Source organism: Klebsiella sp. C239, assembly GCF_048822715.1.
Lineage (GTDB): Bacteria > Pseudomonadota > Gammaproteobacteria > Enterobacterales > Enterobacteriaceae > Klebsiella > Klebsiella quasipneumoniae.
In genome coordinates, this window is sequence record NZ_JBMEZK010000007.1 from 19,489 (window position 1) to 45,285 (window position 25,797).

Genomic DNA, 25,797 nt, shown 5'->3' on the forward strand with positions numbered 1-25,797 from the left:
CGGTGATGAAAAAACAGCCTGTTCTGGTAGACAGGGCTTTTTTACCGTTTTTCTGCGGGCAACAATTGGATTATTAATCGTTTTTGTCTAGAGTGGGCGGAAATTATCACGCAGCGTGATGACGCGTTGCGAATCAATTCACCCGTGCAGAAGGACGCTTTCTCAGGCATGAACCGCAGACGTTTTCTTAAATCTTCCATGGCTGTTGCCGCCGTATGCGGAACGTCAGGAGTCGCTTCCTTATTCAGTCAGGCCGCGTTTGCTGAAGACGCGGGCATTGCCGACGGGCAGACACGCCGTTTTGATTATGCCGTGCTGCAGGCGATGGCTCACGATCTGGCGCGCCAGCCGTGGGGCGGCGCCCCGCGCGATCTGCCGCCGACGCTGGCCAATCTCACCCCGCAGGCTTATAACAGCATCCAGTATGACGCCAACCACTCGCTGTGGAACAATATTGAAGAACGCAAACTGGATATCCAGTTTTTCCACGTCGGGATGGGATTCCGTCGCCGCGTGCGCATGTTCTCTTTAGACGCCGCCACCCAGCAGGCGCGCGAGATCCACTTCCGTCCGGAGCTGTTCAAGTACAATGACGCCGGGGTGGATACCCGCCAGCTGGAAGGCCAGTCCGACCTCGGCTTCGCCGGGTTCCGGGTATTTAAAGCGCCTGAGCTGGCGCGCCGGGATATCGTGGCGTTTCTCGGCGCCAGCTATTTCCGCGCGGTAGACAGCACCTACCAGTACGGCCTCTCGGCCCGTGGGCTGGCGGTGGATACCTTTACCGATACCCCGGAAGAGTTCCCCGATTTCACCTCTTTCTGGTTCGAAACGGTCAAAGGAGACGCCACGGTATTCACCGTTTACGCTCTGCTGGACAGCCCGAGCATCACTGGCGCCTACAAGTTCACCATCCACTGCCAGGATACCCAGGTCATTATGGACGTGGAGAACCATCTCTACGCCCGCAAGGATATCAAACAGCTGGGTATCGCGCCGATGACCAGCATGTTCAGCTGCGGCAACAACGAGCGTCGGATGTGCGATACCATCCACCCGCAGATCCACGACTCCGATCGGCTGTCGATGTGGCTGGGCAACGGCGAATGGGTCTGCCGGCCGCTGAACAACCCGCAGAAGCTGCAGTTCAACGCCTTCCAGGACAAGAACCCGCGCGGTTTTGGTCTGCTGCAGCTGGACCGCGATTTCTCCCACTACCAGGACGTGATGGGCTGGTATAACAAGCGTCCCAGCCTGTGGGTGGAGCCGCGTAACCAGTGGGGCAAAGGGGCGGTCAGCCTGATGGAGATCCCGACCACCGGTGAAACGCTGGATAACATCGTCTGCTTCTGGCAGCCGGAAAAGACGGTGAAGGCGGGCGACGAACTGGACTTCCGCTACCGTCTCTACTGGAGCGCGCAGCCGCCGGTGAGCACCCCGCTGGCGCGTGTGCTCGCCACCCGCACCGGGATGGGGGGCTTCCCGGAGGGATGGGCGCCGGGGGAACACTACCCGGACAAGTGGGCGCGTCGTTTTGCCATCGACTTTGTCGGCGGCGATCTGAAAGCGGCCGCGCCGCGCGGTATTGAACCGGTGATCACCCTCTCCAGCGGCGAAGCGAAGCAGATTGAGATCCTCTACGTCGAGCCATTCGATGGCTACCGGATCCTCTTCGACTGGTATCCGACCTCCGACTCGACCGACCCGGTGGAGATGCGTCTGTTCCTGCGCTGTCAGGGAGAAGCCATCAGCGAAACCTGGCTCTATCAGTACTTCCCGCCGGCGCCGGATAAACGTAACTACGTTGACGACCGGATCATGAAATAACCCCGTGACAGCCGTGGCCCCCAGGCACCCCCTGCGGGCCCGTAGAGAGCCCCATGACCACAGACATTCCAGCAGTACCAGAATCGATCCCGGTGACCGAGGGACTGACGCTTACCGCCATTGATGAGCGTTACGTCAGCGACCTGCACCAGCTGGTGGTGAAAAACCAGCGCTGGCTACAGCAGTCGCTCAGCTGGGCCGGAGAGGTGCGCAGCGAAGAGGAGACCCGCCGCCATGTGCAGGGTAACGTGATGCTGCACCAGCGGGATTACGCCAAAATGTTTTTGCTGTTTCTCGATAAGCGGCCGATTGGCGTTCTGTCGTTCAACCAGATCGAGCCGCAGAATAAGACGGCCTATATTGGCTATTGGATCGATGAAGATTGCCAGGGGCAGGGGTATCTGTCCCGTTCCCTGCAGGCCTTTATCCACTATTATGCCCGCAGCGGGCTGGTGCGCCGGTTTGTAATCAAATGTCGGGTGGCGAATACCCGTAGCAACCAGGTGGCGTTGCGTAACGGGTTTGTTCTGGAAGGCTGTCTCCGCCAGGCCGAGTATCTGAACGGCAGCTATGACGATCAGAATATCTACGCCCGCATTATTGACCGCGACGAGGCGCTACAGGGCGCCTAACAGCGGCGTTCGGGTGATCTGCTGCTGGCCGTCGAGGGTCTTCGGGCCGCGCAGGTGAATGGCTTCTCCTTCCCGCGCGGCAATCTGCACCTCGTCCCCAAGCGTGACCTGGTGCTCAACGATCACATCGCCGACGATGACAGCCCGACCCTGGATCAGCACGTCGTCGTCAAGCAGAATCGGTCCACCGCGCAGTTGCGCCTCGCCGCCCACCATCGCCCGGTGCTTTAGCAGACAGTTACCTTCAATCACCGCATTCTCCGCAACCTGGGAACTGTAGCGCACAGTGGGAATGGCATCCTCGCCGCGACCCGCGATCAGACGGGCATGCCCGTAAATCCGCGCGTTATCGCACACCCAAACGTCATTCTCCTCGTTTCCCTCAAGCCTGGCGTGGTCAAAGACTTCCGCCCGATGTTCGACAAAAGCGTGCTCGACGTAGGCCTCGCCATAGATCTGCGCCTGATGGAGAATGCGCGACGCGCTGACGGTGGCTCGCTGATAAATCTGCAGCACTTTGTCGCGGTCGGCGGTCAGCCCGCGGGCGGCAATCACCTGACAGTGGGGCAGAAGACGCGCCTCGTCGGCGAGGCGACAGTCACCGCGCACCGTACTCAGGCTAATCGTGACGTTGTCACCAATCTGCGCGTGATGGCTGATCTGCGAGGCGTGAATGGATGCCCGTCCGCTGATGATAGCCCCATGGCTGACCTCGCAGGGGCCATGGAGTCGGGCATCGTCGAGGATGCGCGCCCCGGCGAAGACCACGCTGTTGGCATCGTAGATCCAGCACTCTCCCTGCTGGCTGAGAGCGCTTTCCTCCTCCACCCAGCCGCCTTCGCTGCCCGCTTTGACGTCAGCGAAATCGATAAGCGCCACGATCTGGCGCAGGGTGACGCACTGTTTGCCATCCTCTGCCTGGTAACAATACTGCCGGGTCTGTTCGCTGAGACGGTATTTACGCATTCCCGATCCTCATTACTTATGGTTAACATAAACATAGCAAAGATCGCCGTAGCGCGTGGGATAAGGTTCCTTTAGAATGCAACTTCAAATTAAATTGATATCATCAATAAAATGAACAAAACGCATACGTCGCGGCAGGTGCTGAACCTGCCGGCGGGTTACTTTGGCATGGTGCTCGGCACCATCGGGATGGGCTTTGCCTGGCGTTACGCCAGCACCCTCTGGCCGGTCAGCCGCAGCATTGGTGATGGGCTGGTGACGCTGGCGATGGCGATGTGGGTCCTGCTCAGCATGGCGTTTATCAGCCGGGCGATCCGCTTTCCGGCGAGTGTGCTGCAGGAGATGCGACATCCCGTCAGCAGCAGCTTCGTCAGCCTGTTTCCCGCCACTACCTTGCTGGTATCGATTGGTCTGGTACCCTGGTGCCGGCCGCTGGCCATCGGGCTGTTTGTGCCGGGCGTGGCGCTGCAGCTCGCCTATGCCGCCTGGCAAAGCGGCGGCCTGTGGCGGGGAAACCATCCTCGCGAGGCCACCACGCCGGGGCTGTATCTGCCCACGGTGGCGAATAATTTTATCAGCGCGATGGCCTGCGGCGCGCTGGGGTTTACCGACGCCGGACTGGTATTCCTTGGCGCCGGGGTCTTCTCCTGGTTGAGCCTTGAGCCGGCTATCCTCCATCGTCTGCGCAGCGCAGGCGAACTGCCGACCGCGCTGCGCACGTCGTTGGGGATCCAGCTGGCGCCGGCGCTGGTGGCCTGCAGCGCCTGGCTCAGCGTCAACGGCGGGGAGGCTGATACCTTTGCTAAGCTGCTGTTTGGCTACGGTCTGCTGCAGCTGTTGTTTATGCTGCGTCTGATGCCCTGGTATCTTCGCCAGCCGTTCAATGCTTCTTTCTGGAGCTTCTCGTTCGGTATTTCCGCACTGGCCACTACCGGCCTGCATCTGGGCCAGGCGAAGGCGGACGGCTTTTTTCATCATCTGGCGCTGCCGCTCTTTATTTTTAGCAATCTGGTCATCGGCCTGCTGCTGCTGCGCACAGGGCTGCTGTTGGTTAGCGGGAAACTGTTGCTACAGGTCGACCGGGAAACACTCCTGAATAAGAAGGAAGGATCATGACAACGCGTGACGCGGACTATTTTAGTGATAAATATGGCCTGACCCGCACCCACTCCGAGGTGCTGCATGCCGCGACGATGGTGCCGCCAGGGCGGGCGCTGGATCTGGGCTGCGGCAACGGACGTAACAGCCTTTATCTGGCGGCGAACGGCTTCACGGTGACGGCGTGGGATAAAAATGCGATGAGCATCAATAATCTGGAGACTATTCGCGCCGCCGAAGGGCTGGATAATCTGCAGACCGCGGTGAAAGACCTCAACAGCCTGACCATTGACGGCGAGTATGATCTGATCCTCTCCACCGTGGTGATGATGTTTCTTGAGGCCGGCGCTATCCCGGGACTCATCGCCAATATGCAGCGTTGCACCGCCGCCGGGGGCTATAACCTGATTGTCGCGGCGATGGACACCGAGGACTATCCCTGCACCGTCGGCTTCCCGTTTGCTTTTAAACCCGATGAACTTCGGGAGTACTACCGAGGCTGGGAATTACTGAAATACAATGAGGACGTCGGTGAGCTGCATCGGACCGACGCCAGCGGCAACCGGATCAAACTGCGCTTCGCCACGCTGCTGGCGCGCAAGCCCGCATAATCCTCAGCGGCGCGTGATATGGCTGAGATTGACCGCGCCGCCTTGCGCTAATACCCATCGGATAAAGACGCGCGAAAAGCCTCGCTGAACAGAGGGTTAAAGGCGACCTGTTCACCTATTAAGTAATTATTTAATAACGTAATGTTGATCCCATCAATATTTGTATATCTTCCTTGACGAAGCCCTCATTTTGTCACAAAACTACTGGGTCTTATCTGCTATAACGTCTGCCGAAAAAACTGCATTTACAGGGATCTCTTTATGCGTACTCGCGTGTTATTTAAAGTCGCCGCTCTGGCGGGGATGTTAGCGTTGACGGGCTGTGCGTCCAAACTGGCGCAGCCGAATCAGTATTCGGGCTTTTTAAAAGATTATTCCAACCTGAAAGAAGCCACCACGGCCTCCGGCAAGTCGGAGCTGCGCTGGATCGACCCAAACTACAATCCGGCTAACTACGATAATGTCGTCTACCATCCGGTAACGTACTATCCGGTACCGAAGCCGACGACCCAGGTCGGTGAAAAGGCGTTGCAGGATATTCTTAATTACACCAACAAACAGCTCAAACAGGCCATTTCCGAGCGTAAACCGCTGGCTACCACCGCCGGCAAGCGTAGCCTTATTTTCCGCGGGGCGATCACCGGGGTGGACTCCAGCAAAGAAGGGCTGCAGTTCTATGAAGTGGTTCCGGTCGCGATGATTGTTGCCGGTACTCAGGCCGCCACCGGCCATCGTACGATGGACACCGACCTCTATTTTGAAGCCGAACTGATTGACGCCAGCACCAACAAGCCGGTGATCAAAGTGGTTCGTAAAGGGGAAGGAAAAACCCTGGCCAATGAAAACACGCCGCTGACCATCGAAACCATGAAGCAGGTGATCGATGATATGGCGGTCGACGCCGTCAAATTCGACCCTTCCCAGCGGTAATCTCGCCAGCGCCGTCTGCCGACGGCGCTGTTTTATCTTCCGCCGTTTCAGGCCAGCTTTCGGCGCAGCAGCAGCTGTTCCGGTTTGGCAAACATCACCAGATTACCCAACAGGATCAGCGCCAGTCCGATAACGGCGTTGCTGTGCCATACATAGCCTTCATAAACGGTGGAGATGGACAGGGCGACCAGCGGAAACAGCAGCGTACTGTAGGCGGCTTTGCTGGCGCCGATGCGTCCCACAAGGGTGAAATAGGCGCCGAAGGCGACAACTGAGCCGAACAGCGCCAGGTAAAGCAGGGCGCCAAGATAGCTGACGGTCCACTCCGGCATAAAATTATCCCCGCGGAGGAGTGCGATGGCGCCCATCACCAGCGTGCCGTACAGCATCGCCCAGCTGTTGGTGGTCAGCGTCTCCAGCCCCCGCCGCTGGTGACGAATACTGAACATATTGCCCAGCGAAAAGCCGTAAGTGCCCAGCGCGCTCAGACCGATCCCCCACAGTAGCGAAGCGTTCAGCCCGTTGGCCAGCAGGTCATCCCAGAACAGGGTGACGATACCGGCCAGACCGAGCGCGGCGGCAGCCCAGAAGCGTCCCGGCGGCTGCTGACGGAAGAAAAGAAAGCTGTTGATGGCGTTAAACAGCACCGCCATGGAAAAGATCACCGATTCCAGACCGGTGTTGATCCAGGCGGCGGCGGTATAAAAGCACCAGAAATTGAAGCAGAAGACGCAGCAGCCCTGCAGCAGGCAGCAGAGATGGTCCTTCGCGCCCAGCGGCCGCAGACGTCGCGTGACGAGCAGAATCGCCAGCATCGTGACGCTGGCCACGGCGAACCGCCAGAAAATCGATACCGGCGCCGCCACCGGCCCCTGCTGTAAAAAAATCGCAATCCACGTCGTTCCCCAGATAACGACAACGAGTGCATAAAGTAATGCGTTCACCCTGATTCTCCTCTGCCTGTTGAAGGGAGGAGTATGCCGCCTGCCGCAACCTGCGGCTTTCACCCGCTTGTTGTCGGCTTGCAAATTCTTGCGCTTATTTGTCTTTCGCCGGCGGTGAGGACTGGAAACCGCGTCGCAGTCTCCCTAGACTAGAGTTTTTCCAGACAGGACAGATGCGTGAAGGCGATGGGTTACGGGACGTTTGAAACATTACGGCGACAGAACGCGGTGCTGAAGGGCACCGTGGAGCTGAATTCCGGTATTCAACTGGCCGCCTGGTATAACAACTGCGATACCGTAACGGTACGCAGCGATCATCATACCTTAAGCCTGTACGTCGCCGATGGTTATGAAAGCTATCAAAAGACGCCGCACGGCTGGAAGAATGGCGGCGGCCCGGATCGCTTTTGCCTGATGCCGAAAGGCGATGAAAGCGTCTGGGATATCCGCGGCGATCTGTCGTTTGTCCATCTCTATTGTACCGATGCGCATCTGCGCCGTGTCGGGGAGGAGGTGTGGGATCGCAGCCCGGCGAACTTCACCCTGCAGGAGAAAACCTTTGCCAGCGATGACAAAATCACCACCGTGTATCGTCAGTTTTTGCTGGCTAATGACTGGCGACAGCCGGCGAACCAGCTGACCCTTAGCGCCGCCAGCAGTTTATTGCTCACCCATCTGATCCAGCACTATGCCACCGTGCAGTGGCGTTTGCCCTCGGTCACCGGGGGACTGGCGCCGGGGGTGAAGCGTCACGTGCTGGCCTGGATCGACGCTCACCTCGATCAGCCATTGACCCTGGCCGACCTGGCGCAGCAGGCGGGACTGAGTGAATTTCATTTTGCCCGTATGTTCCGCCAGTCGCTGAATATGGCTCCGCATCAATATGTGATGCAGCAGCGAATGGCGAAGGCGCAAAACCTGATCTGCCACAGCGCGCTGCCGCTCACCGAGATCGCTCTGGCCTGCGGTTTCAGCTCCGCCAGCCATTTCAGCCATCGGGTCAAAGCCGCCACCGGCCTGACGCCGACCCAGCTACGGGCGGCGCAGCGCGGATAGCACGCCGTAGCTCACTCCGCCGAGCACCACGCCCCAGAATGCCGAGCCAATTCCCGCCAGCGTCACGCCGCTGGCGGTGATCAGAAAGGTCAGCACCGCCGCGTCGCGCTCACTGGCCTGATGTACCGCCTGAAACAGACTACCGCCGATGGTGCCGAGCAACGCCAGGCCGGCCAGCATCTGGATCCACGCTGTCGGCAGGGCCGACATCAGCGCGGTGATCGATCCCCCGAACAGACCGGCCAGCAGATAAAAACCGCCTGCGGCCATGGCCGCCAGCCAACGCTTCTGCGGATCCGGGTGCGCTTCCGGGCTCTGACAGATGGCGGCGGTGATCGCCGCAATACAGATCGAGTAGACCCCAAACGGCGCCAGCAGCAGCGCCAGCCCCCCGCAGACAACGATCAGCGCGGAGACCGGTACGGCATAGCCTGATGCCTGAAGGGTAGCGAACCCGGGCGCGTTCTGTGAGGCCATGGTCACGAGGAAGAACGGCAGGCCGACGCTGAGCAGCAGCGCCGGGGTAAACTGCGGGGCGATCCATTCCGGCGCCACAAACGCCAGCGGCACAGCGGCGCTGGCCACCTCCCCGGAGGCCGCGGCAATCAGCGCCCCGGCAACCAGCGCGGCGACCACGGCGAAGCGGGGCCACAGCGCCTTACACAGAAGCCAGGCGGCGAGCATGCCGCCGCACAGCAGCAGATGATCCTGGAAGCCGGCGAAGGCCTGCAAACCGAAACGCAGCAGAATGCCGGCCAGCATCGCGGCGGCCAGCGAATGGGGAATGATTTTCATCAGCCGGGCAAACAGGCCGGTAACGCCGCAGAGGACGATCAGCGCATTGGCGAAGATAAATACCCCCACCGCCTCAGGGAGGGTCACCCCCTGCAGGCCGCTGACCAGCAGGGCGGCGCCCGGCGTTGACCAGGCGGTGAGCACCGGCACTTTTCGCCAGCCGCTCAGCGCGAGGGTGCTGACGCCCATGGCGAGGCCCAGGGCCGTCATCCAGCCGGCGATCTGCCCGGGCGTGGCGCCGGCGGCAGCGGCAGCCTGCCAGATGATGGCGGCAGAGCTGGCGTAGCCCACCAGCACGGCGACGAAGCCGGCGAACAGGCTGGGAAGCGGAACGGTAAACGAGCGCATAGTTTTCTCTTGTGCGTTATAACGTCCGATTACTCTATCATTGTGCGTTTTAGCGCACAAGGTTCCTGCGTGGTGAGGGCTGCGCACCGCGGCTCTTGTCGCAAACGGCCCGCGATGCCGCTAATCGCCCTGTTGAATCAGGCAAATGGAGGTATACTCTGGGCTGAAAAATCAGGAGGTAGGATGAATATTGCGCAACACCTGGCGGCCACCCTCAAAAATCTGCGTCAGCAGCGCGGCTGGAGCCTGTCGCGTCTGGCGGAAGAGACCGGGGTGTCGAAAGCCATGCTCGGGCAGATTGAGCGGAATGAATCGAGTCCGACGGTCGCGACGCTGTGGAAGATTGCCACCGGGCTGAACGTGCCGTTTTCGGCGTTTATCGTTCCGGATGACGGCGCGGCGCCCTCCGCGTTTGACCCGCAGCAGCAGGCGATGGTGGTGACCCCGGTCTTCCCGTGGGACCCGGAGTTGCGCTTTGATCATTTCTCGATAACCCTTGCTCCCGGGGCGCTGAGCGAATCGACGCCGCATGAGCAAGGGGTGATTGAGCATGTTGTCGTGATTAGCGGTACCCTGGATCTCTGCTTACAGGGGGAGTGGCACTCGCTGCAGGCGGGTGAGGGTCGGCGCTTCGCCGGCGATGCGGCGCATGCCTACCGGAACAGCGGCGCCCAGGCGGCTCATTTCCATTCGCTTATCCACTATCCAAAAGAAAAAACCGCGGGCGAACCCGCGGCCAGACAAGATGACTGATGATAACCACTCACAACGTGACGAGGAAAATCCGGAATACGTGATGACAGTACTCTGTACGGTGATTTGAGGGAAATATCTTTTCCTTCAATACTTTGCTGAAAACTGAAAATTCGTCGTCCCGCGACGGCGGAAAAGGTTTTCGTCTGCGCCCGGTTCTGACTACAATAGCCGCCATTTCGACCCCCTTATACTGGATAACAACACGCGTATGCGCCTGCACAATCATCGTCTTGAACTTCTTAGTCCTGCCCGCGACGCCGGTATCGCTCGCGAAGCGATCCTTCACGGCGCCGACGCCGTTTATATCGGTGGACCTGGCTTTGGCGCCCGCCACAACGCCAGCAACAGCCTGAGCGACATCGCCGGTCTGGTGCCTTTCGCCCATCGCTTCGGCGCCAAGGTCTTTGTGACGCTGAACACCATTCTGCATGACGATGAGCTGGAGCCGGCGCAGCGGCTGATTACCGACCTTTACGACGCGGGCGTCGATGCGCTGATTGTCCAGGATATGGGGATCATGGAGCTGGACCTGCCGCCGATCGAGCTGCACGCCAGCACCCAGTGCGACATCCGCAGCGTGGAGAAAGCAAAGTTTCTCTCAGACGCCGGTTTCAGCCAGATCGTGCTGGCGCGCGAGCTGAACCTCAGTCAAATCAAGGCCATCTACGATAATACTGACGCCACCATCGAATTCTTTATCCATGGCGCGCTGTGCGTGGCCTATTCCGGCCAGTGCTACATTTCCCACGCCCAGACCGGACGCAGCGCCAACCGCGGCGACTGCTCGCAGGCCTGCCGCCTGCCGTATACCCTGAAGGACGATCAGGGGCGAGTGGTGGCCTATGAAAAACATCTCCTGTCGATGAAAGACAACGACCAGACCGCCAACCTGGCGGCGCTGATCGATGCCGGGGTGCGCTCCTTCAAAATCGAAGGCCGTTACAAAGACATGAGCTACGTGAAAAACATCACCGCTCACTACCGCCAGATGCTGGACGCCATCATTGAAGACCGCGGCGATCTCGCGCGCGCCTCGGCAGGGCGCACCGAGCATTTCTTTATCCCGTCCACCGATAAAACCTTCCACCGCGGCAGCACCGATTACTTCGTTAATGCCCGTAAAGGCGATATCGGCGCCTTTGATTCGCCAAAATTTATCGGACTGCCGGTGGGCGAAGTGCTGAAGGTGGGTAAAGACCATCTCGACGTCGAGGTCAGCGAACCGTTAACCAACGGCGATGGCCTTAACGTGATGATTAAGCGTGAAGTGGTGGGCTTCCGCGCCAATAACGTGGAAAAAACCGGCGAAAATCGCTATCGGGTGTGGCCGAACGAGATGCCTGCGGATCTGCACAAAGTGCGCCCGCATCAGGCGCTCAACCGCAACCTCGATCACAACTGGCAGCAGGCGCTGCTGAAGACCTCCAGCGAACGCCGCATCGCCGTAGACGTCACCCTAAGCGGCTGGCAGGAGCAGCTGGTTCTCACCATGACCTGTGAAGATGGCGTCAGCGTGACCCACACCCTTGACGGGGAGTTCGCCGAAGCTAACCAGGCGGAGAAAGCGCTGGCCAACCTCCGTGACGGTGTCACAAAACTGGGGCAAACCATTTACTATGCGCGCGAGGTGCAGGTCAATCTGCCGCCGCTGTTTGTGCCCAACAGCCTGCTCAACCAGCTGCGGCGTGAAACGGCCGAAATGCTGGATGACGCGCGGCTCAACGCCTGGCAGCGCGGCACCCGTAAGCCGGTCTCTGTGCCGCCGCCGGTCTACCCGGAGACCCATCTCTCCTTCCTCGCCAACGTCTATAACCACAAGGCGCGGGCGTTCTACCAGCGCTATGGCGTGCAGCTGATTGACGCCGCCTATGAAGCGCACGAAGAGAAGGGCGATGTGCCGGTGATGATCACTAAACATTGCCTGCGCTTTGCCTTCAATCTCTGTCCGAAACAGGCGAAAGGCTCCATCAAGAGCTGGAAAGCCACGCCGATGCAGCTGATCCATGGCGATGAAGTGCTGACCCTGAAGTTTGACTGCCGTCCGTGCGAAATGCACGTGGTCGGCAAGATCAAAAACCATATCCTCAAAATGCCGCACCCGGGTAGCATCGTGGCCTCCGTCAGCCCGGACGAGCTGATGAAGACCCTGCCGAAGCGCAAAGGGGCCTGATCCGCGGCGACGCTACTGGCTGTGTGATGCCCGCGGTTTGCGGGCGTCCTGCCAGCGGTGATGCTCGCGCAGGTCGGCGGCGTTCTCTTCGCACCGGCTGCGAAGCTCATCGCTATCCGCCTCGTGCAGCAGCTGCTGCTCGAGGCTCTGTATCGGAAAGTAATCGTGCCCCTGACGGTGGGCCAGCAGATGCCCGGAAAAAAGCGCGCACAGCAACAGCAGGGCGCTCATGCTTCTCCTCAACATACCTTTTCTCTGTGAATCAATGGCGTGGGCTTACTATGCCAGGCGCTGTGCAGGTTTTTTTCCCGGTTTATCAAAGAAGGGCAAGGGTTTGTCAATGTCTGCTGAAAGAGGGTGAAAAAAGCCTGGCGCAGAAGGCCAGGCGTGAGGGATTACGCTTTTGGCGGCAGTGGTTTCCCGCTGTGCTCACCGCCTTTTGGCGGCTGCTTACCACCATGCTGCGGTTGTTTGCCGTCTCGTTGCGGCTGCTTGCCATCATGCCGCGGCTGCTTGCCGTTGTGTTGCGCTTGCTTACCGTCGTGCTGGCCGTTTTTCGCCGCCGATTTACCCTGATGCTGCGCGCTTTTTTCTGGCGGCGGCGGCGGGTTGTCGGCAGCGAAAGCCCATGACGATATTCCCAGCGTCATCGCGGCAGACAGAAAAGCTAACTTCTTCATAGCAATATCCTTTCTTCTGATGTGTCCGCGTATTTCAGCAGGTAAAAGTGAAGACAAGATGGAGAACTCCGGATCCCGATTTCTCTGCATCCTGGTTCAAACTTTAAGACCTGCGGCGGTCATCAGCAGGCGAAACAGCAGGCTGATGGCGGCCAGCGTCAGCACGCTGCCTCCCCACAGCGCGATCAGCCACAGCAGACGTGTGGACCAGACGGTTTTCATCAATGATAACCCTCCCCTGGCTGGACTTTGCCGCGGAACACGTAATAGCTCCAGCAGGTATAGCCAAGAATAACCGGAATAATCAGCAGCGCGCCCACCAGCATAAAGCCCTGGCTTTGCGGCGGGGCGGCGGCCTGCCACAAGGTAATCGATGGCGGAATAATATGCGGCCAGATGCTGATCCCCAGGCCGCTAAAACCGAGAAACACCAGGCCCAGCGTTAGGGTGAAAGGCGAGACATGGCGGTCGTGCAGAGGCAGTGTGCGCCACAGCCAGGCGCTAATCAGGAGCACCAGCAGCGGCACCGGCAGCAGGAAATAGAGATTCGGCAGGCTGAACCAGCGGGCGGCGATCGCCGGGTGCGCCAGCGGCGTCCACAGGCTGATGACGGCAAACACCGCCAGCAGGGCAACCAGCAACTGTCGCGACGCGCTGCGCATCCGCTGCTGCAGCGCGCCTTCGCTCTTCATCACCAGCCAGGTAGCGCCGAGCAGCGCATAGGCCACGCACAGCCCGAGTCCGCAAAACAGGCTGAACGGGGTCAGCCAGTCAAACATGCCGCCGCTGAAGGCGCGACCGCTGACGGTAAAACCGTCGATCACCGCTCCGACCACCACGCCCTGGCTGAAGGTCGCCAGCAGGGAACCGCCAAAGAAGGCGCGGTCCCAGAATGGCCGGTGCGACGGCGTGGCCTGGAAACGAAATTCAAAGGCCACGCCGCGAAAGATCAGGCCGATCAGCATCAGGGTCAGGGGGATCGACAGGGCGTCGATTATCACCGCGTAGGCGAGGGGAAAGGCGCCAAACAGACCGGCGCCGCCCAGCACCAGCCAGGTCTCATTGCCATCCCATACCGGGGCGACGCTGTTCACCATCACGTCGCGCTCTGTGCTGCCCCGGACCGTGCCGAACAGCATGCCAATGCCCAGATCAAAGCCGTCCATGACGATGTACATCAGCGTGGCAAAGACGATAATCACGAACCAGATCACCGATAATTCGATACCCATTAGCGAGACTCCTTCTGCAGATAACCTTCAGTAGCGGCGGACAGCGGGCGGGCTGGCGTACCGGTTGTCGCGGGTTGCACCTCCTGCGGCCCCTTGCGGATCAGGCGCAGCATGTAGCTGTAGCCGACCCCGAAGACGGCGCTGTAAACCACAATAAAGGTCAACAAACTGACCGACATATGCAGATCGCCGTGGGCGGAAACCGCCTCGGCGGTGCGCTGAACGCCATACACCACCCATGGCTGGCGGCCCACTTCGGTGGTCACCCAGCCGGCGAGAATCGCAATCAGTCCTGAGGGGCCCATCCACAGGGCAAAGCGCAGAAACGGCCGCGAGTGGTACAGCCGGTCGCCGCGGCGCAGCCACAGGGCCAGCGCCCCGAGCAGCAGCATCAGCATGCCGAGACCAGCCATCAGGCGAAATGACCAGAACACCACGGTGGAGTTTGGGCGATCCTCAGGGGCGAACTCCTTCAGCGCCGGCACCTGTTTATCCAGGCTGTGGGTGAGGATCAGACTGCCCAGCGCCGGGATCTCAAGCCCGTAGCGGGTGCGCTCCTGTTCCATATCTGGCCAGCCAAACAATAGTAACGGCGTCGGCTCGCCGGGCGGGTTTTCCCAGTGGCCCTCAATGGCGGCGATTTTTGCCGGCTGGTGTTTCAGGGTGTTCAGGCCATGCATATCGCCGATCAGCGCCTGGACCGGCGCAACCAGCAGCGTCATCCATAGCGCCATGGAGAACATCTTGCGGATCGCTGGCGACTGATTGCCGCGCAGCAGATGCCAGGCCGCCGAGGCGCCGACGAACAGCGCGCTGCTGAGAAATGCCGCCACCGTCATGTGCAGCAAGCGGTAGGGGAACGACGGGTTAAAGATCACCGCCAGCCAGTCGACGGGCACCACCTGACCATCGACGATCTCAAACCCCTGCGGGGTCTGCATCCAGCTGTTGGAAGCGAGGATCCAGAAGGTCGAGATGATAGTCCCCAGCGCCACCATGCAGGTGGCGAAAAAGTGCAGCCCCGGCCCCACGCGGTTCCAGCCGAAGAGCATGACCCCGAGAAAACCGGCTTCCAGAAAGAACGCCGTCAGGACTTCATAGGTCAGCAGGGGGCCGGTGATGCTGCCCGCGAACTGCGAAAAACCGCTCCAGTTAGTGCCGAACTGATAGGCCATCACCAGCCCGGACACCACTCCCATACCGAAGTTGACGGCGAAGATCTTCGACCAGAAATGGTACAGCGAGCGCCAGGTGGGATTTTTGCTTTTCAGCCACAGGCCTTCGAGAACCGCCAGGTAGCTTGCCAGGCCAATGGTGATGGCGGGAAAGATAATATGAAACGAGACCGTAAAGGCGAATTGAATTCGCGCCAGATGGAATGCATCAAGACCGAACATGCAGGACTCCACAACAAAATTGATTCAGCGCAATTTTAGGCAGGGTGGCGGCAAGGGGGGCAGAGGCAGTCGGTTCATTTTTTATCATAACAGTTGGCGGCTGTTATGATCTTTTTGCCGGTCTCCGGGGACCGCCAACATGGAGATCCCTCGGGTGAAAAGCGTCATGTTTAACGCTGAAAGCAAAGCCAGATTGTTGGCCAGGAAAATATTAATAATCTATTTCACTGTATTATCGTAGTCTTACGGATCAGCTTAGACCTGTAGCTGCCCGGAAAAGCGCGGTCGTTTAATTTTTGTGAGCAATATCCTCTGATTACGACAGATATAGCATTTTATTATCTGTTCTTTATTAATGAATTTAACGTCTGCACACGTTTGCTAGTATGAGAATCAGTAAAAAGGATGAGTCAGTTAATTATGGATTAAATAATTTTAAATTGTCGTATTTAGCCGTGCTTTGTATTTTATTCTCAGGATATCAATAAAAGGGAATGGTCATGTCAGAAAAAGGATTACATAGCTTATGTATTACCATCGGTATCATGTTCATTTTTTGGTTATGCATCATATCGTTTTTTTGGACAATTTTCTCGTGAACCTTTCCTGCGGGCGTTCTGTGTGACCGGGTTGCGCTGTTTTACATAACAGTTACTTAAAAGTGTTAATTTATAACAACTGATATATGATAAAGGGAGGTTGCAGAAAGGAAAGGGTGACAATGAAAAAGTATCAACAGCTGGCGCAGCAGCTGACCGACCAGATCGCGCTTGGCGTCTGGTTGCCGGGCGATCGGCTCCCCTCGCTGCGCGAGCAGGTGGTCAGCAGCGGCATGAGCTTTATGACCGTCAGCCATGCCTATCAGCTACTGGAAAGCCAGGGGCGCATCGTCGCCCGACCGCAGTCGGGATATTACGTCGCCCCCCAGCCGGTGAAGCTTCGTCAGCCGGCGCCGCCTGCTCAGGTGACCCGCGATGAAGCGGTCGATATCAATACTTACATCTTTGAGGTGCTCCAGGCCAGCCGCCAGGCGTCAATGCTGCCCTTTGCCTCGGCCTTCCCGGACCCGCGTCTCTTCCCACTCCAGCAGCTTAACCGTTCGCTGGCGCAGGTGAGTAAAACCGCCACCGCCATGAGCGTGATTGAGAACCTACCGCCGGGCAACGCGGAGCTACGGCACGCCATTGCCCGGCGCTATGCCCTGCAGGGGATGAACGTCTCGCCCGACGAGATCGTCATTACCGCCGGAGCGCTGGAGGCGCTAAACCTCAGCCTGCAGGCGGTGACCGAGCCCGGCGACTGGGTGGTGGTGGAAAATCCCTGTTTCTACGGAGCCCTGCAGGCGCTGGAGAGGCTGCGTCTGAAGGCGCTGTCGGTGGCCACCGACGTCAAAGAGGGCATTGACCTGACGGCGCTGGAGGCGGCCCTGCAAAACTATCCGGTCAAGGCCTGCTGGCTGATGACCAACGGCCAGAACCCGCTCGGCTTCACCCTCAGCGCCGAAAAAAAAGCAGCGCTGGTGGCGCTGCTGGCGCGCTATGACGTGATGCTGATTGAAGATGATGTTTACAGCGAGCTCTACTTTGGCCGCGAGAAGCCGTTGCCGGCGAAGTTCTGGGATCAACAGGATATGACGCTGCACTGCAGTTCGTTTTCAAAATGTCTGGTGCCCGGCTTTCGCATCGGCTGGGTGGCGGCCGGGAAACAGGCGCGGCGAATCCAGCAGCTGCAGCTGATGAGTACGCTCTCCACCAGCTCGCCGATGCAGTTAGCCCTGGTGGATTACCTGTCGACCAAACGCTATGACGCCCATCTGCGCCGTCTCCGCCGCCAGCTGGCGGAACGTAAACAGCAGGCCTGGCAGGCGCTGCTGCGCCATCTGCCGCCGGAGGTCACTATCCATCACAGCGACAGCGGCTATTTTCTGTGGATCGAACTACCGGAAGGGGCCGACGCCAGCGTGCTGAGCGCCAGGGCGCTGGCGTCGCACATCAGCATCGCCCCGGGAAAAATGTTCTCCACCTCCGCCAGCTGGACCTCGTTTTTCCGCTTTAATACCGCCTGGGGCTGGGGAGAACGCGAAGAGCAGGGGGTGAAGCGCCTGGGCGAGCTAATTCGTGAGCAGCTTTCCTGATCGCTTTGACTATTTTTCGCCGCGATAAACAATCGCTAAAAATAAACGAAGATGGATTTTTATCGAGGCCGGTCATTATTTTACCGGCGCTCACCATAGGAAATACGCATACCCCTCCTTTTTCTCTAACTCGTTGTCTATAATCCATAAAGTCAGTCTTGTGTTGGCGATTTTTGCGTAATGCGTCCCGGGTCACAACCTGAATAAATTCCCCCGAGGGCGTTAATCCGCTGACTACCCTTATTTCAGGAGATATTTTTACGGCACGGCTGCCGCTAATTCCCTTGTGACAGGAGTAACACCTGATGAGCAAAAAATTGGCCCGTTGCAGCCTTTATGTGCTGGGGATGGCCTGCCTGACCGTCCAGGCGGCTGAGCCACTCACCTCGCTGGATAAACCGGAAGGGCGGCTGGATATTATTGCCTGGCCGGGGTATATCGAACGCGGTCAGACCGACAAGCAGTACGACTGGGTCAGCCAGTTTGAAAAGGAGACCGGCTGTCAGGTTAATGTGAAAACTGCCGCCACCTCTGACGAAATGGTTAGCCTGATGGCCAAGGGCGGCTACGATCTGGTGACTGCCTCGGGCGATGCTTCGCTGCGTCTGATCATGGGCAAACGCGTTCAACCGATTAACACAGCGCTGATTGCCGGGTGGCACACTCTCGACCCGCGCATTGCGCAAGGGGCATGGTTTAACGTCGGGGGCAAAGTTTACGGCACACCGTATCAGTGGGGACCGAATCTGCTGATGTACAACACCCGCGTATTCCCGACGCCGCCGGACAGCTGGAGCGTGGTCTTCGTGAAGCAGGATCTTCCGGATGGCAAAACCAATCAGGGGCGGGTGCAGGCCTATGATGGCCCGATCTATATCGCCGACGCTGCGCTGTTTGTCAAAGCCACCCAACCGCAGCTGGGGATCGAAGATCCCTATCAACTGACCGAAACCCAGTACAACGCGGTGCTGAAGGTGCTGCGTGACCAGCAACCGCTGATCCACCGCTACTGGCATGACGCCACCGTGCAGATGAACGACTTCAAAAACGAAGGGGTGGCCGCCTCCAGCTCGTGGCCCTATCAGGCCAACGGCCTGAAGGCGGAAGGCCAGCCTGTCGCTACCGTATTTCCGAAGGAGGGGGTGACCGGCTGGGCGGATACCACCATGCTGCACAGCGAGGCGAAGCACCCGGTCTGCGCTTATAAATGGATGAACTGGTCGCTCACGCCGAAGGTGCAGGGCGATGTAGCGGCCTGGTTCGGCTCGCTGCCGGTGGTGCCTGAGGGCTGTAAAGCCAGCGCGCTGCTCGGAGAGAAGGGCTGTGAGACCAACGGCTATGACCAGTTTGCCCGCATCCACTTCTGGAAAACGCCGGTTGCCGAGGGGGGGAAATACGTTCCCTACAGCCGCTGGACGCAGGACTACATTGCGATAATGGGCGGCCGCTAAGGATCGGAGGCAAACAATGACGTACGCGGTCGAGTTTCAGAATGTATCGCGCCTGTATGGCGATGTGCGGGCGGTGGACGGGGTCAGCATTGGTATCCGCGACGGCGAGTTTTTCTCCATGCTGGGACCTTCGGGCTCGGGGAAAACTACCTGCCTGCGGCTGATTGCCGGTTTTGAGCAGCTCTCCGGCGGCACCATCCGGATCTTCGGTCAGCCGGCCAGCGAGCTGCCGCCCTGGCAGCGGGACGTCAATACCGTGTTCCAGGACTATGCGCTGTTTCCCCATATGTCGATCCTCGACAATGTCGCTTACGGCCTGATGGTCAAAGGCGTGGCGAAGAAAGCGCGCCATGCCCGCGCCCAGGAGGCGCTGGAGAAGGTGGCCCTCGGTTTTGCGCACCATCGCAAGCCTTCCCAGCTCTCTGGCGGTCAGCGGCAGCGGGTCGCCATCGCCCGGGCGCTGGTGAACCAGCCGCGGGTGCTGCTGCTCGACGAGCCGCTGGGCGCCCTGGATTTAAAGCTGCGCGAGCAGATGCAGATGGAGCTGAAAAAGCTGCAGCAGTCGCTGGGGATCACCTTCATCTTCGTCACCCACGACCAGAGCGAAGCGCTGTCGATGTCCGATCGCGTGGCGGTGTTTAACAACGGGCGCATTGAGCAGGTGGATGCCCCGCAGGATCTTTATCTGCATCCGAAGACCGCCTTTGTCGCCGGTTTTGTCGGCACCGCCAACGTTTTTGAGGCCGAGGCGGCCCGGCGGCTATGCGGCCTGGCGGGCTGCTGGTCGCTGCGCCCGGAACATGTTCGCCTGCAGGGCGGCGGCGAAGTGCAGGTGCAGGGTGTGGTGCAGGCGGTACAGTATCAGGGGGCGGCAACGCGGATCGAGCTCCGGCTGGCGGATGGCGACAAGCTGCTGGTCAGCCAGGCCAATATCGACGGCGCGGCGGCGGCGAGCGTTCCGCGAACCGGGCAAACGGTGCAGGCGTCATGGTCGCGTGCGGCGATGACCCCGCTGGAAAGCGGAGGCTGAGATGACCATGGCGATTGTTCCTGCGCAGGCCGGACGCGTATCGGGGATCTTCTGGCGCCGGCCGGCGCTGGGCCTGTTTTTGCTGCTGCTTGGGCCGTTGATGTGGTTTGGCATCGTCTATCTGGGATCGCTGCTGACCCTGCTGTGGCAGAGTATCTATACTTTTGACGACTTCACCATGTCGGTGACCAGCGACTTCACGCTGGCCAATCTGCAGGCGCTGTTCAACCCTGCCAACTACGACATTATCGTTCGCACCCTGGTCATGGCGCTGTGCGTGACGCTGGCCAGTGCCCTGTTGGCGCTGCCGATGGCCTGGTATATGGCGCGCTACACCAGCGGCAAAATGAAGGCCTTCTTTTATATCGCGGTCATGCTGCCGATGTGGGCCAGCTATATCGTCAAAGCCTACGCGTGGGTGCTGCTGTTAGCCAAAGATGGCGTGGCGCAGTGGTTCCTCGGCCATCTCGGGCTGGAAGGGGCGCTGAACGCTCTGCTGACCGTCCCGGCGGTGGGCGGCAACACCTTATCCACCTCCGGACTCGGACGCTTCCTGGTCTTCGTCTACATCTGGCTGCCTTTTATGATCCTGCCGGTGCAGGCGGCGCTGGAGCGTATCCCGGGCTCTTTGCTGCAGGCCTCGGCCGATCTTGGCGCCGCCCCGCGGCAGACCTTCCGCTACGTGGTCCTGCCGCTGGCTATTCCCGGGATTGCCGCCGGGTCTATCTTCACCTTTTCGCTGACGCTGGGCGATTTTATCGTGCCGCAGCTGGTCGGCCCGCCGGGGTACTTTATCGGCAATATGGTTTACTCGCAGCAGGGGGCGATCGGCAATATGCCGATGGCGGCGGCATTTACCCTCGTGCCGATCGTGCTGATTGCCCTTTATCTGGCGTTCGTGAAACGTCTGGGGGCCTTCGATGCACTCTGAACGCGCACCCTGGTATCTGAAACTGGCGACATGGGGCGGGGTGGTCTTTCTCCACTTTCCGCTGCTGATCATCGCCATCTATGCTTTTAATACGGAAGATGCCGCCTTCAGTTTTCCGCCGCAGGGGCTGACGCTGCGCTGGTTCAGCGAGGCGGCAGGGCGCAGCGATATTCTGGAGGCAGTGACGTTGTCACTTAAAATTGCCGCCCTGTCGACGGCCATCGCCTTAGTGCTTGGCACGCTTGCTGCAGGAGCCCTGTGGCGGAGCACCTTTTTTGGTAAGAACGCGGTGTCGCTACTGCTGCTGCTGCCCATCGCCCTGCCGGGGATTATTACCGGCCTGGCGCTCCTGACCGCCTTTAAAGCGGTCAGCCTTGAGCCTGGTCTGCTGACCATCGTGGTGGGGCACGCGACCTTCTGCGTGGTGGTGGTGTTTAACAACGTCATCGCCCGCTTCCGCCGGACCTCCTGGAGCCTGGTGGAGGCCTCGATGGATTTGGGGGCGACCGGCTGGCAGACCTTTCGCTACGTGGTGCTGCCCAATCTGGGATCGGCGCTGCTGGCGGGCGGGATGCTGGCATTCGCCCTGTCATTTGATGAAATCATCGTCACGACTTTTACCGCAGGGCATGAGCGAACTTTGCCGCTGTGGTTACTGAATCAGCTGGGGCGGCCGCGAGATGTGCCCGTCACCAACGTTGTCGCGCTGTTGGTGATGCTGGTAACAACGATACCAATCTTAGGGGCCTGGTGGCTCACCCGCGACGGCGATAACGTCGCCGGAAACGGGAAATAAAACCATGAAACAGGATAATGCTATGCAACACAACCTCTTGATAAACGGTAAGTTAGTGGCAGGTGAAGGCGAGAAGGTGCCGGTATACAACCCTGCGACCGGCGATGTGATCCTGGAGATTGCCGAAGCGACAGCGGCCCAGGTGGATGCCGCCGTTGAGGCGGCGGATCGGGCGTTCGACGCCTGGAGCCAGACGACGCCGAAAACGCGCGCGGAATGTCTGCTGAAGCTGGCGGATGCCATCACGGCGCAGGCGGAGACCCTGGCGCAGCTGGAGTCGCTGAACTGCGGCAAGCCGCTGCACTGCGTGCTTAACGATGAGATGCCGGCCATTGCGGACGTTTTCCGCTTCTTCGCCGGCGCCGCCCGCTGCCTGCCGGGAATGGCGGCCGGAGAGTATCTGGAAGGGCATACCTCGATGATCCGTCGCGACCCGGTGGGCGTGGTGGCCTCCATCGCGCCGTGGAACTATCCCCTGATGATGGCGGCCTGGAAGCTGGGCCCGGCGCTGGCGGCAGGCAACTGCGTGGTGCTAAAACCCTCCGAGATCACCCCGCTGACGGCGCTGAAGCTGGCTGAGCTGGCAAAAGATATTTTCCCGGAAGGGGTGGTCAACGTACTGTTCGGCCGCGGCAAAACGGTGGGCGATCCGCTGACCGCCCACGCGAAAGTGCGAATGGTTTCCCTGACCGGGTCGATTGCCACCGGCGCGCATATCATCGGCCATACCGCCTCGTCGATTAAACGTACCCATATGGAGCTGGGCGGTAAGGCGCCGGTCATCGTCTTTGACGACGCGGATATCGATGCGGTGGTGGATGGCGTTCGGACCTTCGGGTTTTACAATGCCGGCCAGGACTGTACGGCCGCCTGCCGGATCTACGCCCAACAGGGTATTTATGAGCAGCTGGTGGAGAAGCTCGGGGCGGCGGTGGCCAGCCTGAAAATGGGAGCGCCGGAGGATGCCTCCACCGAGCTGGGACCGCTGAGCTCGCTGGCCCATCTTGAGCGCGTTAGCGCCGCGGTGGAAGCCGCCAAGGCGCTACCGCATATTAAAGTGGTGACCGGCGGCAATCGGGCGGACGGCGCCGGCTATTATTTCCAGCCGACGCTGCTCGCCGGCGCCCGGCAGGAAGATGCCATCGTGCAGCGCGAAGTGTTTGGCCCGGTGGTCAGCGTGACGCCTTTCAGCGATGAAGCGCAGGCCCTGAGCTGGGCAAATGACTCCCAGTATGGTCTGGCCTCTTCGGTGTGGACGAAAGATGTTGGCCGCGCCCACCGGCTCAGCGCCAGGCTGCAGTACGGCTGCACCTGGGTCAACACCCACTTTATGCTGGTGAGTGAAATGCCGCATGGCGGCCAGAAGCTGTCGGGCTATGGGAAAGACATGTCGATGTACGGCCTTGAGGATTACACCTTGGTCCGCCATGTGATGGTTAAACATGGCTAACGGATTGACCCATAAGCGGCAACGAATGATTACGCAACGGGTGTGTTAGTTCGCTAATAGTCACGATGGCAAAAATGGTTAAAACTCGCGGCGGGGAATGTGAGATTATTCTGATACCCCTTCAAGAGCTAAGCCATCGTGAGTGCCGGAGATAAGCGCCGGATGGGGTTCGCCAGTCACCCTGGGCGCGTCGCGCCCGGCGGGTGAGGCGGCAACGTCGCGGTTTGCGACCCAATACCGGCCCCTGCCTGATGGCAGGGGCTTTTTTTATGTCCGCACTAAGCCAGGAAGAGGAGTATGCCAGCGATGCTGGCGCAGGAAGGAAATCGCGTTAACCGTGTTCAGCGCTTGGTTTTTTTGCTCGGCAAGCTGGCGCTGCGACGGTCCCGTATATAGGAAATAAGATTATACACCGCCGCGACCAGCAGGATCAGCGCGATGACCAGGGTGATGATTCCGGACATATCCACCTCGAAATAGAAAAGCGCACAGCGCTAAAAACATTACCAATAGTTATGAATGTAAGTATTCTCTGAAGAGAAGGCAAATGATATTTGTTGTCATTTAGCGCTATTGGGGGCCCTCGCCAGCGAGGCCTGACATGAAAAGTTTAAGTTACAACGGCTTGTAGCCGCCTTTTATCTTATTAAGATCCAGCGCCTGCGCGGTATATCGCATTTTCGGCCAACGCGCGATAATCTTTTGGTTTGCGATTGGCGAAATATTATCTTTATCAGACGAATCAGATTGCGCTGAACAGAAACTATTTCACGACGATAAATAAGGCTTTTATATTTACGGTTAACGGGTAATATTTATTCGCAATATTTAATAACCGGCGCGTCAATCCGCCATACGCGCCAGCGCGGTGGCGCACGCTCCCGGGTTTGACTTTCCGCCGCCGCTCATGCGATCATTTCACGCATATTCGGTTTTAACGTTGATGTCGCTGTGAAAATTTTTGCTTTTATTCTGCTGGCTGTCGGCACCGTGGCGCTGAGCTATGGTAACGCGCCGGCAAAACGTATTCAGGGCTGTGAGAGCGCGGGAGTGGGGCAGGCCGTTTGCGCCGCCGCCGAATGGGATAGTGAGAAAGTGAATGTTTTGCCTCATTATAACCCTGCGCTAAACAAGGTTATTATCGCAGGCCACTCAGCCCGTATTGTTTATGACCCTAATATAGGCGCGAGCCTCCGCACGTAAAAAAGCAGCCCAGAGGGCTGCTTTTTTAGGTTTCGTTGCTGAGTAAAATGATTAAAACCAGCCAAATCTCACCGACAGCAGGCTGATAAGCGCGAACGCGGCGCAGACATTAATCATAACGACGGTCTTGCTGGAGACATCCATAACGCCACCTTAATGAGTAAGTCCCTAAAGGTATAGTACGGCGGGCGCGGTTGCGCTATCGGATTAAGACGAATCGGGCTTTGTTCTGAATATTCAGCCCAATTCTGAATTTGTTATACAGGTATCTCTGAATCACGACGTCATGGCAGATAATTATCCCACCATGGAACGCTCCTCAGGGAAGGAAAACGAAGAATGACGTTATATCAAAAAATGTTGGTGTTTTACGCCATTATGGGCGTGATCTGCGCCGTAATTAGCTGGTTTTTAACCAAAGAGAGCCGGGTGATCCGCCTGCTGGCGGCCCTGTTGATCGGCGCCACCTGGCCGTTCAGCTTCCCGATGGCGCTCCTCGTCTCGCTGTTTTAACGCTCCGGCGGCGGACGACAGAAAAGGGTGGCGGCATGGATAAGGTTACTGTATAAAAACACAGTAACCTTATCATGGAGGCAAACAGGTGAACGGTTTCTTTTTGTCCGTCGCAGGCGCCACATTGCGTTGGCTCGATCTTCCGGGAGAGGGGCTTCCGCTGGTGTTTATCCACGGCCTCGGCTGCGCGTCATCTTACGACTACCCCCGCGTTGCCAGCGCCCCCGCGCTCAACGGGCGGCGCAAAATACTTATCGATCTACCGGGCTTCGGCTACAGCGATAAACCGCACGACTTTAGTTACAACATACATAGCCAGGCGCAAGGAGTGGAGCAAGTCCTCGACCACCTGCGCCTGCAGCGCTTCGCGCTGTACGGGCATAGCATGGGGGGAAGCATCGCCATTGAAGCGGCAGGGTTGCTGGCGGAGCGGGTGACGACGCTGCTGGTTTCTGAACCCAACCTGTTCGCCGGAGGCGGCGAGTACAGCAGGCGCATAGCGGCGCAGTCAGAGGCGGCCTTTATCGCCGAAGGTTACGCCAGGATGCTGGCGGAAGAGCGCTCGCCCTGGGCCGGCTGTTTGCAAAACAGCGCCCCCTGGGCCGTCTGGCGAGCCGCCAGCAGCCTGATACACGGCAGCGACACCCCCTGGTTTACTCAGCTCTGCCAGCTGCGCTGTCAGAAGATGCTGATCGTCGGCGAGCAGTCGCTCCCTTATGCGGATATCGAACGGGTAGAGGCGCAAGGGATCCCGGTCGGGATTGTGCCCCACGCGGGGCACTCGATGGCGTGGGAAAACCCGGAAGGGCTGGCGCAGCTTATCGCCAGCCACGGCTAAGGGGGAGTCAGC

28 protein-coding genes are annotated in these 25,797 nt (G+C 59.1%); 17 read left to right on the forward strand and 11 right to left on the reverse strand.

The genetic code is table 11. The features are described 5' to 3' along the window. Positions 1-168: 168 nt before the first annotated feature. Together ACOI6Z_RS18575 and rimL are read left to right on the forward strand one after the other, a co-directional pair. Positions 169-1,824 (forward strand): glucan biosynthesis protein D, encoded by a 1,656-nt coding sequence (locus ACOI6Z_RS18575; RefSeq protein WP_048297636.1) that lies wholly within the window; start codon positions 169-171, stop codon positions 1,822-1,824. A gap of 53 nt (positions 1,825-1,877) precedes the next feature. After that, positions 1,878-2,456, forward strand: a complete 579-nt coding sequence (gene rimL, locus ACOI6Z_RS18580) for a 50S ribosomal protein L7/L12-serine acetyltransferase (RefSeq protein ID WP_032453097.1) — start codon at positions 1,878-1,880, stop codon at positions 2,454-2,456. On the opposite strand, the gene ydcK is transcribed toward rimL, so the two are convergent. Beyond that, entirely contained in the window at positions 2,442-3,422 is a 981-nt protein-coding gene (gene ydcK, locus ACOI6Z_RS18585; protein WP_023289907.1) for a YdcK family protein, read from the reverse strand. The genes rimL and ydcK overlap by 15 nt on opposite strands. 111 nt (positions 3,423-3,533) lie before the next feature. Between ydcK and tehA the strand changes: the two genes are divergently transcribed. From tehA to ACOI6Z_RS18600, 3 genes are all read left to right on the forward strand, one after another. After that, entirely contained in the window at positions 3,534-4,538 is a 1,005-nt protein-coding gene (gene tehA / locus ACOI6Z_RS18590) for a dicarboxylate transporter/tellurite-resistance protein TehA (RefSeq protein ID WP_048297635.1), read from the forward strand. After that, entirely contained in the window at positions 4,535-5,131 is a 597-nt protein-coding gene (gene tehB / locus ACOI6Z_RS18595) for a tellurite resistance methyltransferase TehB (RefSeq protein WP_048297634.1), read from the forward strand. Before tehA ends, tehB begins: the two co-directional genes overlap by 4 nt. Positions 5,132-5,392: 261 nt before the next feature. Next, complete coding sequence (locus ACOI6Z_RS18600; RefSeq protein WP_004202796.1) at positions 5,393-6,061, forward strand: DUF3313 domain-containing protein; 669 nt, start codon at positions 5,393-5,395, stop codon at positions 6,059-6,061. A gap of 47 nt (positions 6,062-6,108) precedes the next feature. On the opposite strand, the gene ACOI6Z_RS18605 is transcribed toward ACOI6Z_RS18600, so the two are convergent. Beyond that, a complete protein-coding gene (locus ACOI6Z_RS18605) occupies positions 6,109-7,005 on the reverse strand; it encodes a DMT family transporter (RefSeq protein WP_023289904.1) in 897 nt (298 codons plus the stop codon). 186 nt (positions 7,006-7,191) lie between these two features. On the opposite strand from ACOI6Z_RS18605, the gene ACOI6Z_RS18610 reads away from it, so the two are divergent. Then, the gene (locus ACOI6Z_RS18610) at positions 7,192-8,061 is read left to right on the forward strand and encodes a helix-turn-helix domain-containing protein (RefSeq protein ID WP_044523552.1); all 870 of its coding nucleotides are present in this window, start codon (positions 7,192-7,194) and stop codon (positions 8,059-8,061) included. Here the strand turns inward: ACOI6Z_RS18610 and ACOI6Z_RS18615 are convergent. Further along, positions 8,038-9,204: a benzoate/H(+) symporter BenE family transporter gene (locus ACOI6Z_RS18615; protein ID WP_044523523.1), complete on the reverse strand. Its 1,167-nt coding sequence runs from the start codon at positions 9,202-9,204 to the stop codon at positions 8,038-8,040. The genes ACOI6Z_RS18610 and ACOI6Z_RS18615 overlap by 24 nt on opposite strands. A 183-nt stretch (positions 9,205-9,387) precedes the next feature. Here ACOI6Z_RS18615 and ACOI6Z_RS18620 point away from each other — a divergent pair, with 183 nt between their 5' ends. Further along, the gene (locus tag ACOI6Z_RS18620) at positions 9,388-9,957 is read left to right on the forward strand and encodes a helix-turn-helix domain-containing protein (RefSeq protein WP_023289901.1); all 570 of its coding nucleotides are present in this window, start codon (positions 9,388-9,390) and stop codon (positions 9,955-9,957) included. A gap of 10 nt (positions 9,958-9,967) precedes the next feature. Here the strand turns inward: ACOI6Z_RS18620 and ACOI6Z_RS18625 are convergent, their stop codons facing one another. After that, a complete protein-coding gene (locus ACOI6Z_RS18625; protein ID WP_032429169.1) occupies positions 9,968-10,135 on the reverse strand; it encodes a hypothetical protein in 168 nt (55 codons plus the stop codon). 33 nt (positions 10,136-10,168) lie between these two features. Between ACOI6Z_RS18625 and ACOI6Z_RS18630 the strand changes: the two genes are divergently transcribed. Continuing rightward, positions 10,169-12,130: a peptidase U32 family protein gene (locus tag ACOI6Z_RS18630; protein ID WP_049013246.1), complete on the forward strand. Its 1,962-nt coding sequence runs from the start codon at positions 10,169-10,171 to the stop codon at positions 12,128-12,130. A 12-nt stretch (positions 12,131-12,142) separates the two neighbouring features. Here the strand turns inward: ACOI6Z_RS18630 and ACOI6Z_RS18635 are convergent, their stop codons facing one another. From ACOI6Z_RS18635 to ACOI6Z_RS18655, 5 genes are all read right to left on the reverse strand, one after another. After that, positions 12,143-12,376 (reverse strand): DUF2554 family protein, encoded by a 234-nt coding sequence (locus tag ACOI6Z_RS18635; RefSeq protein ID WP_065812567.1) that lies wholly within the window; start codon positions 12,374-12,376, stop codon positions 12,143-12,145. A 149-nt stretch (positions 12,377-12,525) separates the two neighbouring features. After that, positions 12,526-12,810: a hypothetical protein gene (locus tag ACOI6Z_RS18640; RefSeq protein WP_065812568.1), complete on the reverse strand. Its 285-nt coding sequence runs from the start codon at positions 12,808-12,810 to the stop codon at positions 12,526-12,528. Between the two features lie 96 nt (positions 12,811-12,906). Further along, on the reverse strand, positions 12,907-13,032 hold the full coding sequence (locus tag ACOI6Z_RS18645; RefSeq protein ID WP_044523515.1) for a DUF2474 domain-containing protein: 126 nt from the start codon (positions 13,030-13,032) through the stop codon (positions 12,907-12,909). Continuing rightward, on the reverse strand, positions 13,032-14,042 hold the full coding sequence (gene cydB / locus ACOI6Z_RS18650; protein WP_023289897.1) for a cytochrome d ubiquinol oxidase subunit II: 1,011 nt from the start codon (positions 14,040-14,042) through the stop codon (positions 13,032-13,034). The genes ACOI6Z_RS18645 and cydB overlap by 1 nt, the downstream gene beginning before the upstream one ends. Continuing rightward, positions 14,042-15,439 (reverse strand): cytochrome ubiquinol oxidase subunit I, encoded by a 1,398-nt coding sequence (locus ACOI6Z_RS18655; RefSeq protein ID WP_004202782.1) that lies wholly within the window; start codon positions 15,437-15,439, stop codon positions 14,042-14,044. Before ACOI6Z_RS18655 ends, cydB begins: the two co-directional genes overlap by 1 nt. Before the next feature lie 721 nt (positions 15,440-16,160). Here ACOI6Z_RS18655 and ACOI6Z_RS18660 point away from each other — a divergent pair. The 6 genes from ACOI6Z_RS18660 (at position 16,161) to patD (ending at position 23,231) form a co-directional block, all read left to right on the forward strand. Next, positions 16,161-17,573 carry a PLP-dependent aminotransferase family protein gene (locus tag ACOI6Z_RS18660; protein WP_032453089.1) on the forward strand — a complete coding sequence of 471 codons (1,413 nt, stop codon included), beginning with the start codon at positions 16,161-16,163 and terminating at the stop codon, positions 17,571-17,573. Between the two features lie 305 nt (positions 17,574-17,878). Continuing rightward, positions 17,879-19,024 carry a putative ABC transporter substrate-binding protein YdcS gene (ydcS, locus tag ACOI6Z_RS18665; RefSeq protein WP_023289895.1) on the forward strand — a complete coding sequence of 382 codons (1,146 nt, stop codon included), beginning with the start codon at positions 17,879-17,881 and terminating at the stop codon, positions 19,022-19,024. Between the two features lie 16 nt (positions 19,025-19,040). Continuing rightward, positions 19,041-20,054, forward strand: coding sequence for an ABC transporter ATP-binding protein (locus tag ACOI6Z_RS18670; protein ID WP_065812570.1), 1,014 nt, complete (start codon positions 19,041-19,043; stop codon positions 20,052-20,054). 1 nt (position 20,055) lies between these two features. Beyond that, positions 20,056-20,985 carry an ABC transporter permease gene (locus tag ACOI6Z_RS18675; protein ID WP_004202776.1) on the forward strand — a complete coding sequence of 310 codons (930 nt, stop codon included), beginning with the start codon at positions 20,056-20,058 and terminating at the stop codon, positions 20,983-20,985. Further along, on the forward strand, positions 20,975-21,781 hold the full coding sequence (locus ACOI6Z_RS18680; RefSeq protein WP_065812571.1) for an ABC transporter permease: 807 nt from the start codon (positions 20,975-20,977) through the stop codon (positions 21,779-21,781). The genes ACOI6Z_RS18675 and ACOI6Z_RS18680 overlap by 11 nt, the downstream gene beginning before the upstream one ends. Positions 21,782-21,803: 22 nt before the next feature. Then, positions 21,804-23,231, forward strand: a complete 1,428-nt coding sequence (gene patD / locus ACOI6Z_RS18685) for an aminobutyraldehyde dehydrogenase (RefSeq protein WP_065812572.1) — start codon at positions 21,804-21,806, stop codon at positions 23,229-23,231. Between the two features lie 341 nt (positions 23,232-23,572). On the opposite strand, the gene ACOI6Z_RS18690 is transcribed toward patD, so the two are convergent. Next, a complete protein-coding gene (locus ACOI6Z_RS18690; protein ID WP_004175940.1) occupies positions 23,573-23,695 on the reverse strand; it encodes a small membrane protein in 123 nt (40 codons plus the stop codon). A 487-nt stretch (positions 23,696-24,182) separates the two neighbouring features. Between ACOI6Z_RS18690 and ACOI6Z_RS18695 the strand changes: the two genes are divergently transcribed. Then, positions 24,183-24,434, forward strand: coding sequence for a hypothetical protein (locus ACOI6Z_RS18695; RefSeq protein ID WP_032428864.1), 252 nt, complete (start codon positions 24,183-24,185; stop codon positions 24,432-24,434). 51 nt (positions 24,435-24,485) lie between these two features. Here the strand turns inward: ACOI6Z_RS18695 and yncL are convergent, their stop codons facing one another. Next, positions 24,486-24,578 (reverse strand): stress response membrane protein YncL, encoded by a 93-nt coding sequence (yncL, locus tag ACOI6Z_RS18700; RefSeq protein ID WP_002906891.1) that lies wholly within the window; start codon positions 24,576-24,578, stop codon positions 24,486-24,488. 195 nt (positions 24,579-24,773) lie between these two features. Here yncL and ACOI6Z_RS18705 point away from each other — a divergent pair, with 195 nt between their 5' ends. Continuing rightward, positions 24,774-24,947, forward strand: a complete 174-nt coding sequence (locus ACOI6Z_RS18705; protein WP_008804686.1) for a GhoT/OrtT family toxin — start codon at positions 24,774-24,776, stop codon at positions 24,945-24,947. Between the two features lie 88 nt (positions 24,948-25,035). Beyond that, positions 25,036-25,785: an alpha/beta fold hydrolase gene (locus tag ACOI6Z_RS18710; RefSeq protein WP_101991794.1), complete on the forward strand. Its 750-nt coding sequence runs from the start codon at positions 25,036-25,038 to the stop codon at positions 25,783-25,785. Positions 25,786-25,797: the final 12 nt, after the last annotated feature.

What these genes read in the sequence shown, in the direction of transcription:
- ACOI6Z_RS18575 (WP_048297636.1), top strand. Translation starts at nt 169, where the DNA reads ATGAACCGCAGACGTTTTCTTAAATCTTCCATGGCTGTTGCCGCCGTA.
- rimL (WP_032453097.1), top strand. Translation starts at nt 1,878, where the DNA reads ATGACCACAGACATTCCAGCAGTACCAGAATCGATCCCGGTGACCGAG.
- ydcK (WP_023289907.1), bottom strand. Translation starts at nt 3,422, where the DNA reads ATGCGTAAATACCGTCTCAGCGAACAGACCCGGCAGTATTGTTACCAG.
- tehA (WP_048297635.1), top strand. Translation starts at nt 3,534, where the DNA reads ATGAACAAAACGCATACGTCGCGGCAGGTGCTGAACCTGCCGGCGGGT.
- tehB (WP_048297634.1), top strand. Translation starts at nt 4,535, where the DNA reads ATGACAACGCGTGACGCGGACTATTTTAGTGATAAATATGGCCTGACC.
- ACOI6Z_RS18600 (WP_004202796.1), top strand. Translation starts at nt 5,393, where the DNA reads ATGCGTACTCGCGTGTTATTTAAAGTCGCCGCTCTGGCGGGGATGTTA.
- ACOI6Z_RS18610 (WP_044523552.1), top strand. Translation starts at nt 7,192, where the DNA reads ATGGGTTACGGGACGTTTGAAACATTACGGCGACAGAACGCGGTGCTG.
- ACOI6Z_RS18615 (WP_044523523.1), bottom strand. Translation starts at nt 9,204, where the DNA reads ATGCGCTCGTTTACCGTTCCGCTTCCCAGCCTGTTCGCCGGCTTCGTC.
- ACOI6Z_RS18620 (WP_023289901.1), top strand. Translation starts at nt 9,388, where the DNA reads ATGAATATTGCGCAACACCTGGCGGCCACCCTCAAAAATCTGCGTCAG.
- ACOI6Z_RS18625 (WP_032429169.1), bottom strand. Translation starts at nt 10,135, where the DNA reads ATGGCGGCTATTGTAGTCAGAACCGGGCGCAGACGAAAACCTTTTCCG.
- ACOI6Z_RS18630 (WP_049013246.1), top strand. Translation starts at nt 10,169, where the DNA reads ATGCGCCTGCACAATCATCGTCTTGAACTTCTTAGTCCTGCCCGCGAC.
- ACOI6Z_RS18635 (WP_065812567.1), bottom strand. Translation starts at nt 12,376, where the DNA reads ATGTTGAGGAGAAGCATGAGCGCCCTGCTGTTGCTGTGCGCGCTTTTT.
- ACOI6Z_RS18640 (WP_065812568.1), bottom strand. Translation starts at nt 12,810, where the DNA reads ATGAAGAAGTTAGCTTTTCTGTCTGCCGCGATGACGCTGGGAATATCG.
- ACOI6Z_RS18645 (WP_044523515.1), bottom strand. Translation starts at nt 13,032, where the DNA reads ATGAAAACCGTCTGGTCCACACGTCTGCTGTGGCTGATCGCGCTGTGG.
- cydB (WP_023289897.1), bottom strand. Translation starts at nt 14,042, where the DNA reads ATGGGTATCGAATTATCGGTGATCTGGTTCGTGATTATCGTCTTTGCC.
- ACOI6Z_RS18655 (WP_004202782.1), bottom strand. Translation starts at nt 15,439, where the DNA reads ATGTTCGGTCTTGATGCATTCCATCTGGCGCGAATTCAATTCGCCTTT.
- ACOI6Z_RS18660 (WP_032453089.1), top strand. Translation starts at nt 16,161, where the DNA reads ATGAAAAAGTATCAACAGCTGGCGCAGCAGCTGACCGACCAGATCGCG.
- ydcS (WP_023289895.1), top strand. Translation starts at nt 17,879, where the DNA reads ATGAGCAAAAAATTGGCCCGTTGCAGCCTTTATGTGCTGGGGATGGCC.
- ACOI6Z_RS18670 (WP_065812570.1), top strand. Translation starts at nt 19,041, where the DNA reads ATGACGTACGCGGTCGAGTTTCAGAATGTATCGCGCCTGTATGGCGAT.
- ACOI6Z_RS18675 (WP_004202776.1), top strand. Translation starts at nt 20,056, where the DNA reads ATGACCATGGCGATTGTTCCTGCGCAGGCCGGACGCGTATCGGGGATC.
- ACOI6Z_RS18680 (WP_065812571.1), top strand. Translation starts at nt 20,975, where the DNA reads ATGCACTCTGAACGCGCACCCTGGTATCTGAAACTGGCGACATGGGGC.
- patD (WP_065812572.1), top strand. Translation starts at nt 21,804, where the DNA reads ATGCAACACAACCTCTTGATAAACGGTAAGTTAGTGGCAGGTGAAGGC.
- ACOI6Z_RS18690 (WP_004175940.1), bottom strand. Translation starts at nt 23,695, where the DNA reads ATGTCCGGAATCATCACCCTGGTCATCGCGCTGATCCTGCTGGTCGCG.
- yncL (WP_002906891.1), bottom strand. Translation starts at nt 24,578, where the DNA reads ATGGATGTCTCCAGCAAGACCGTCGTTATGATTAATGTCTGCGCCGCG.
- ACOI6Z_RS18705 (WP_008804686.1), top strand. Translation starts at nt 24,774, where the DNA reads ATGACGTTATATCAAAAAATGTTGGTGTTTTACGCCATTATGGGCGTG.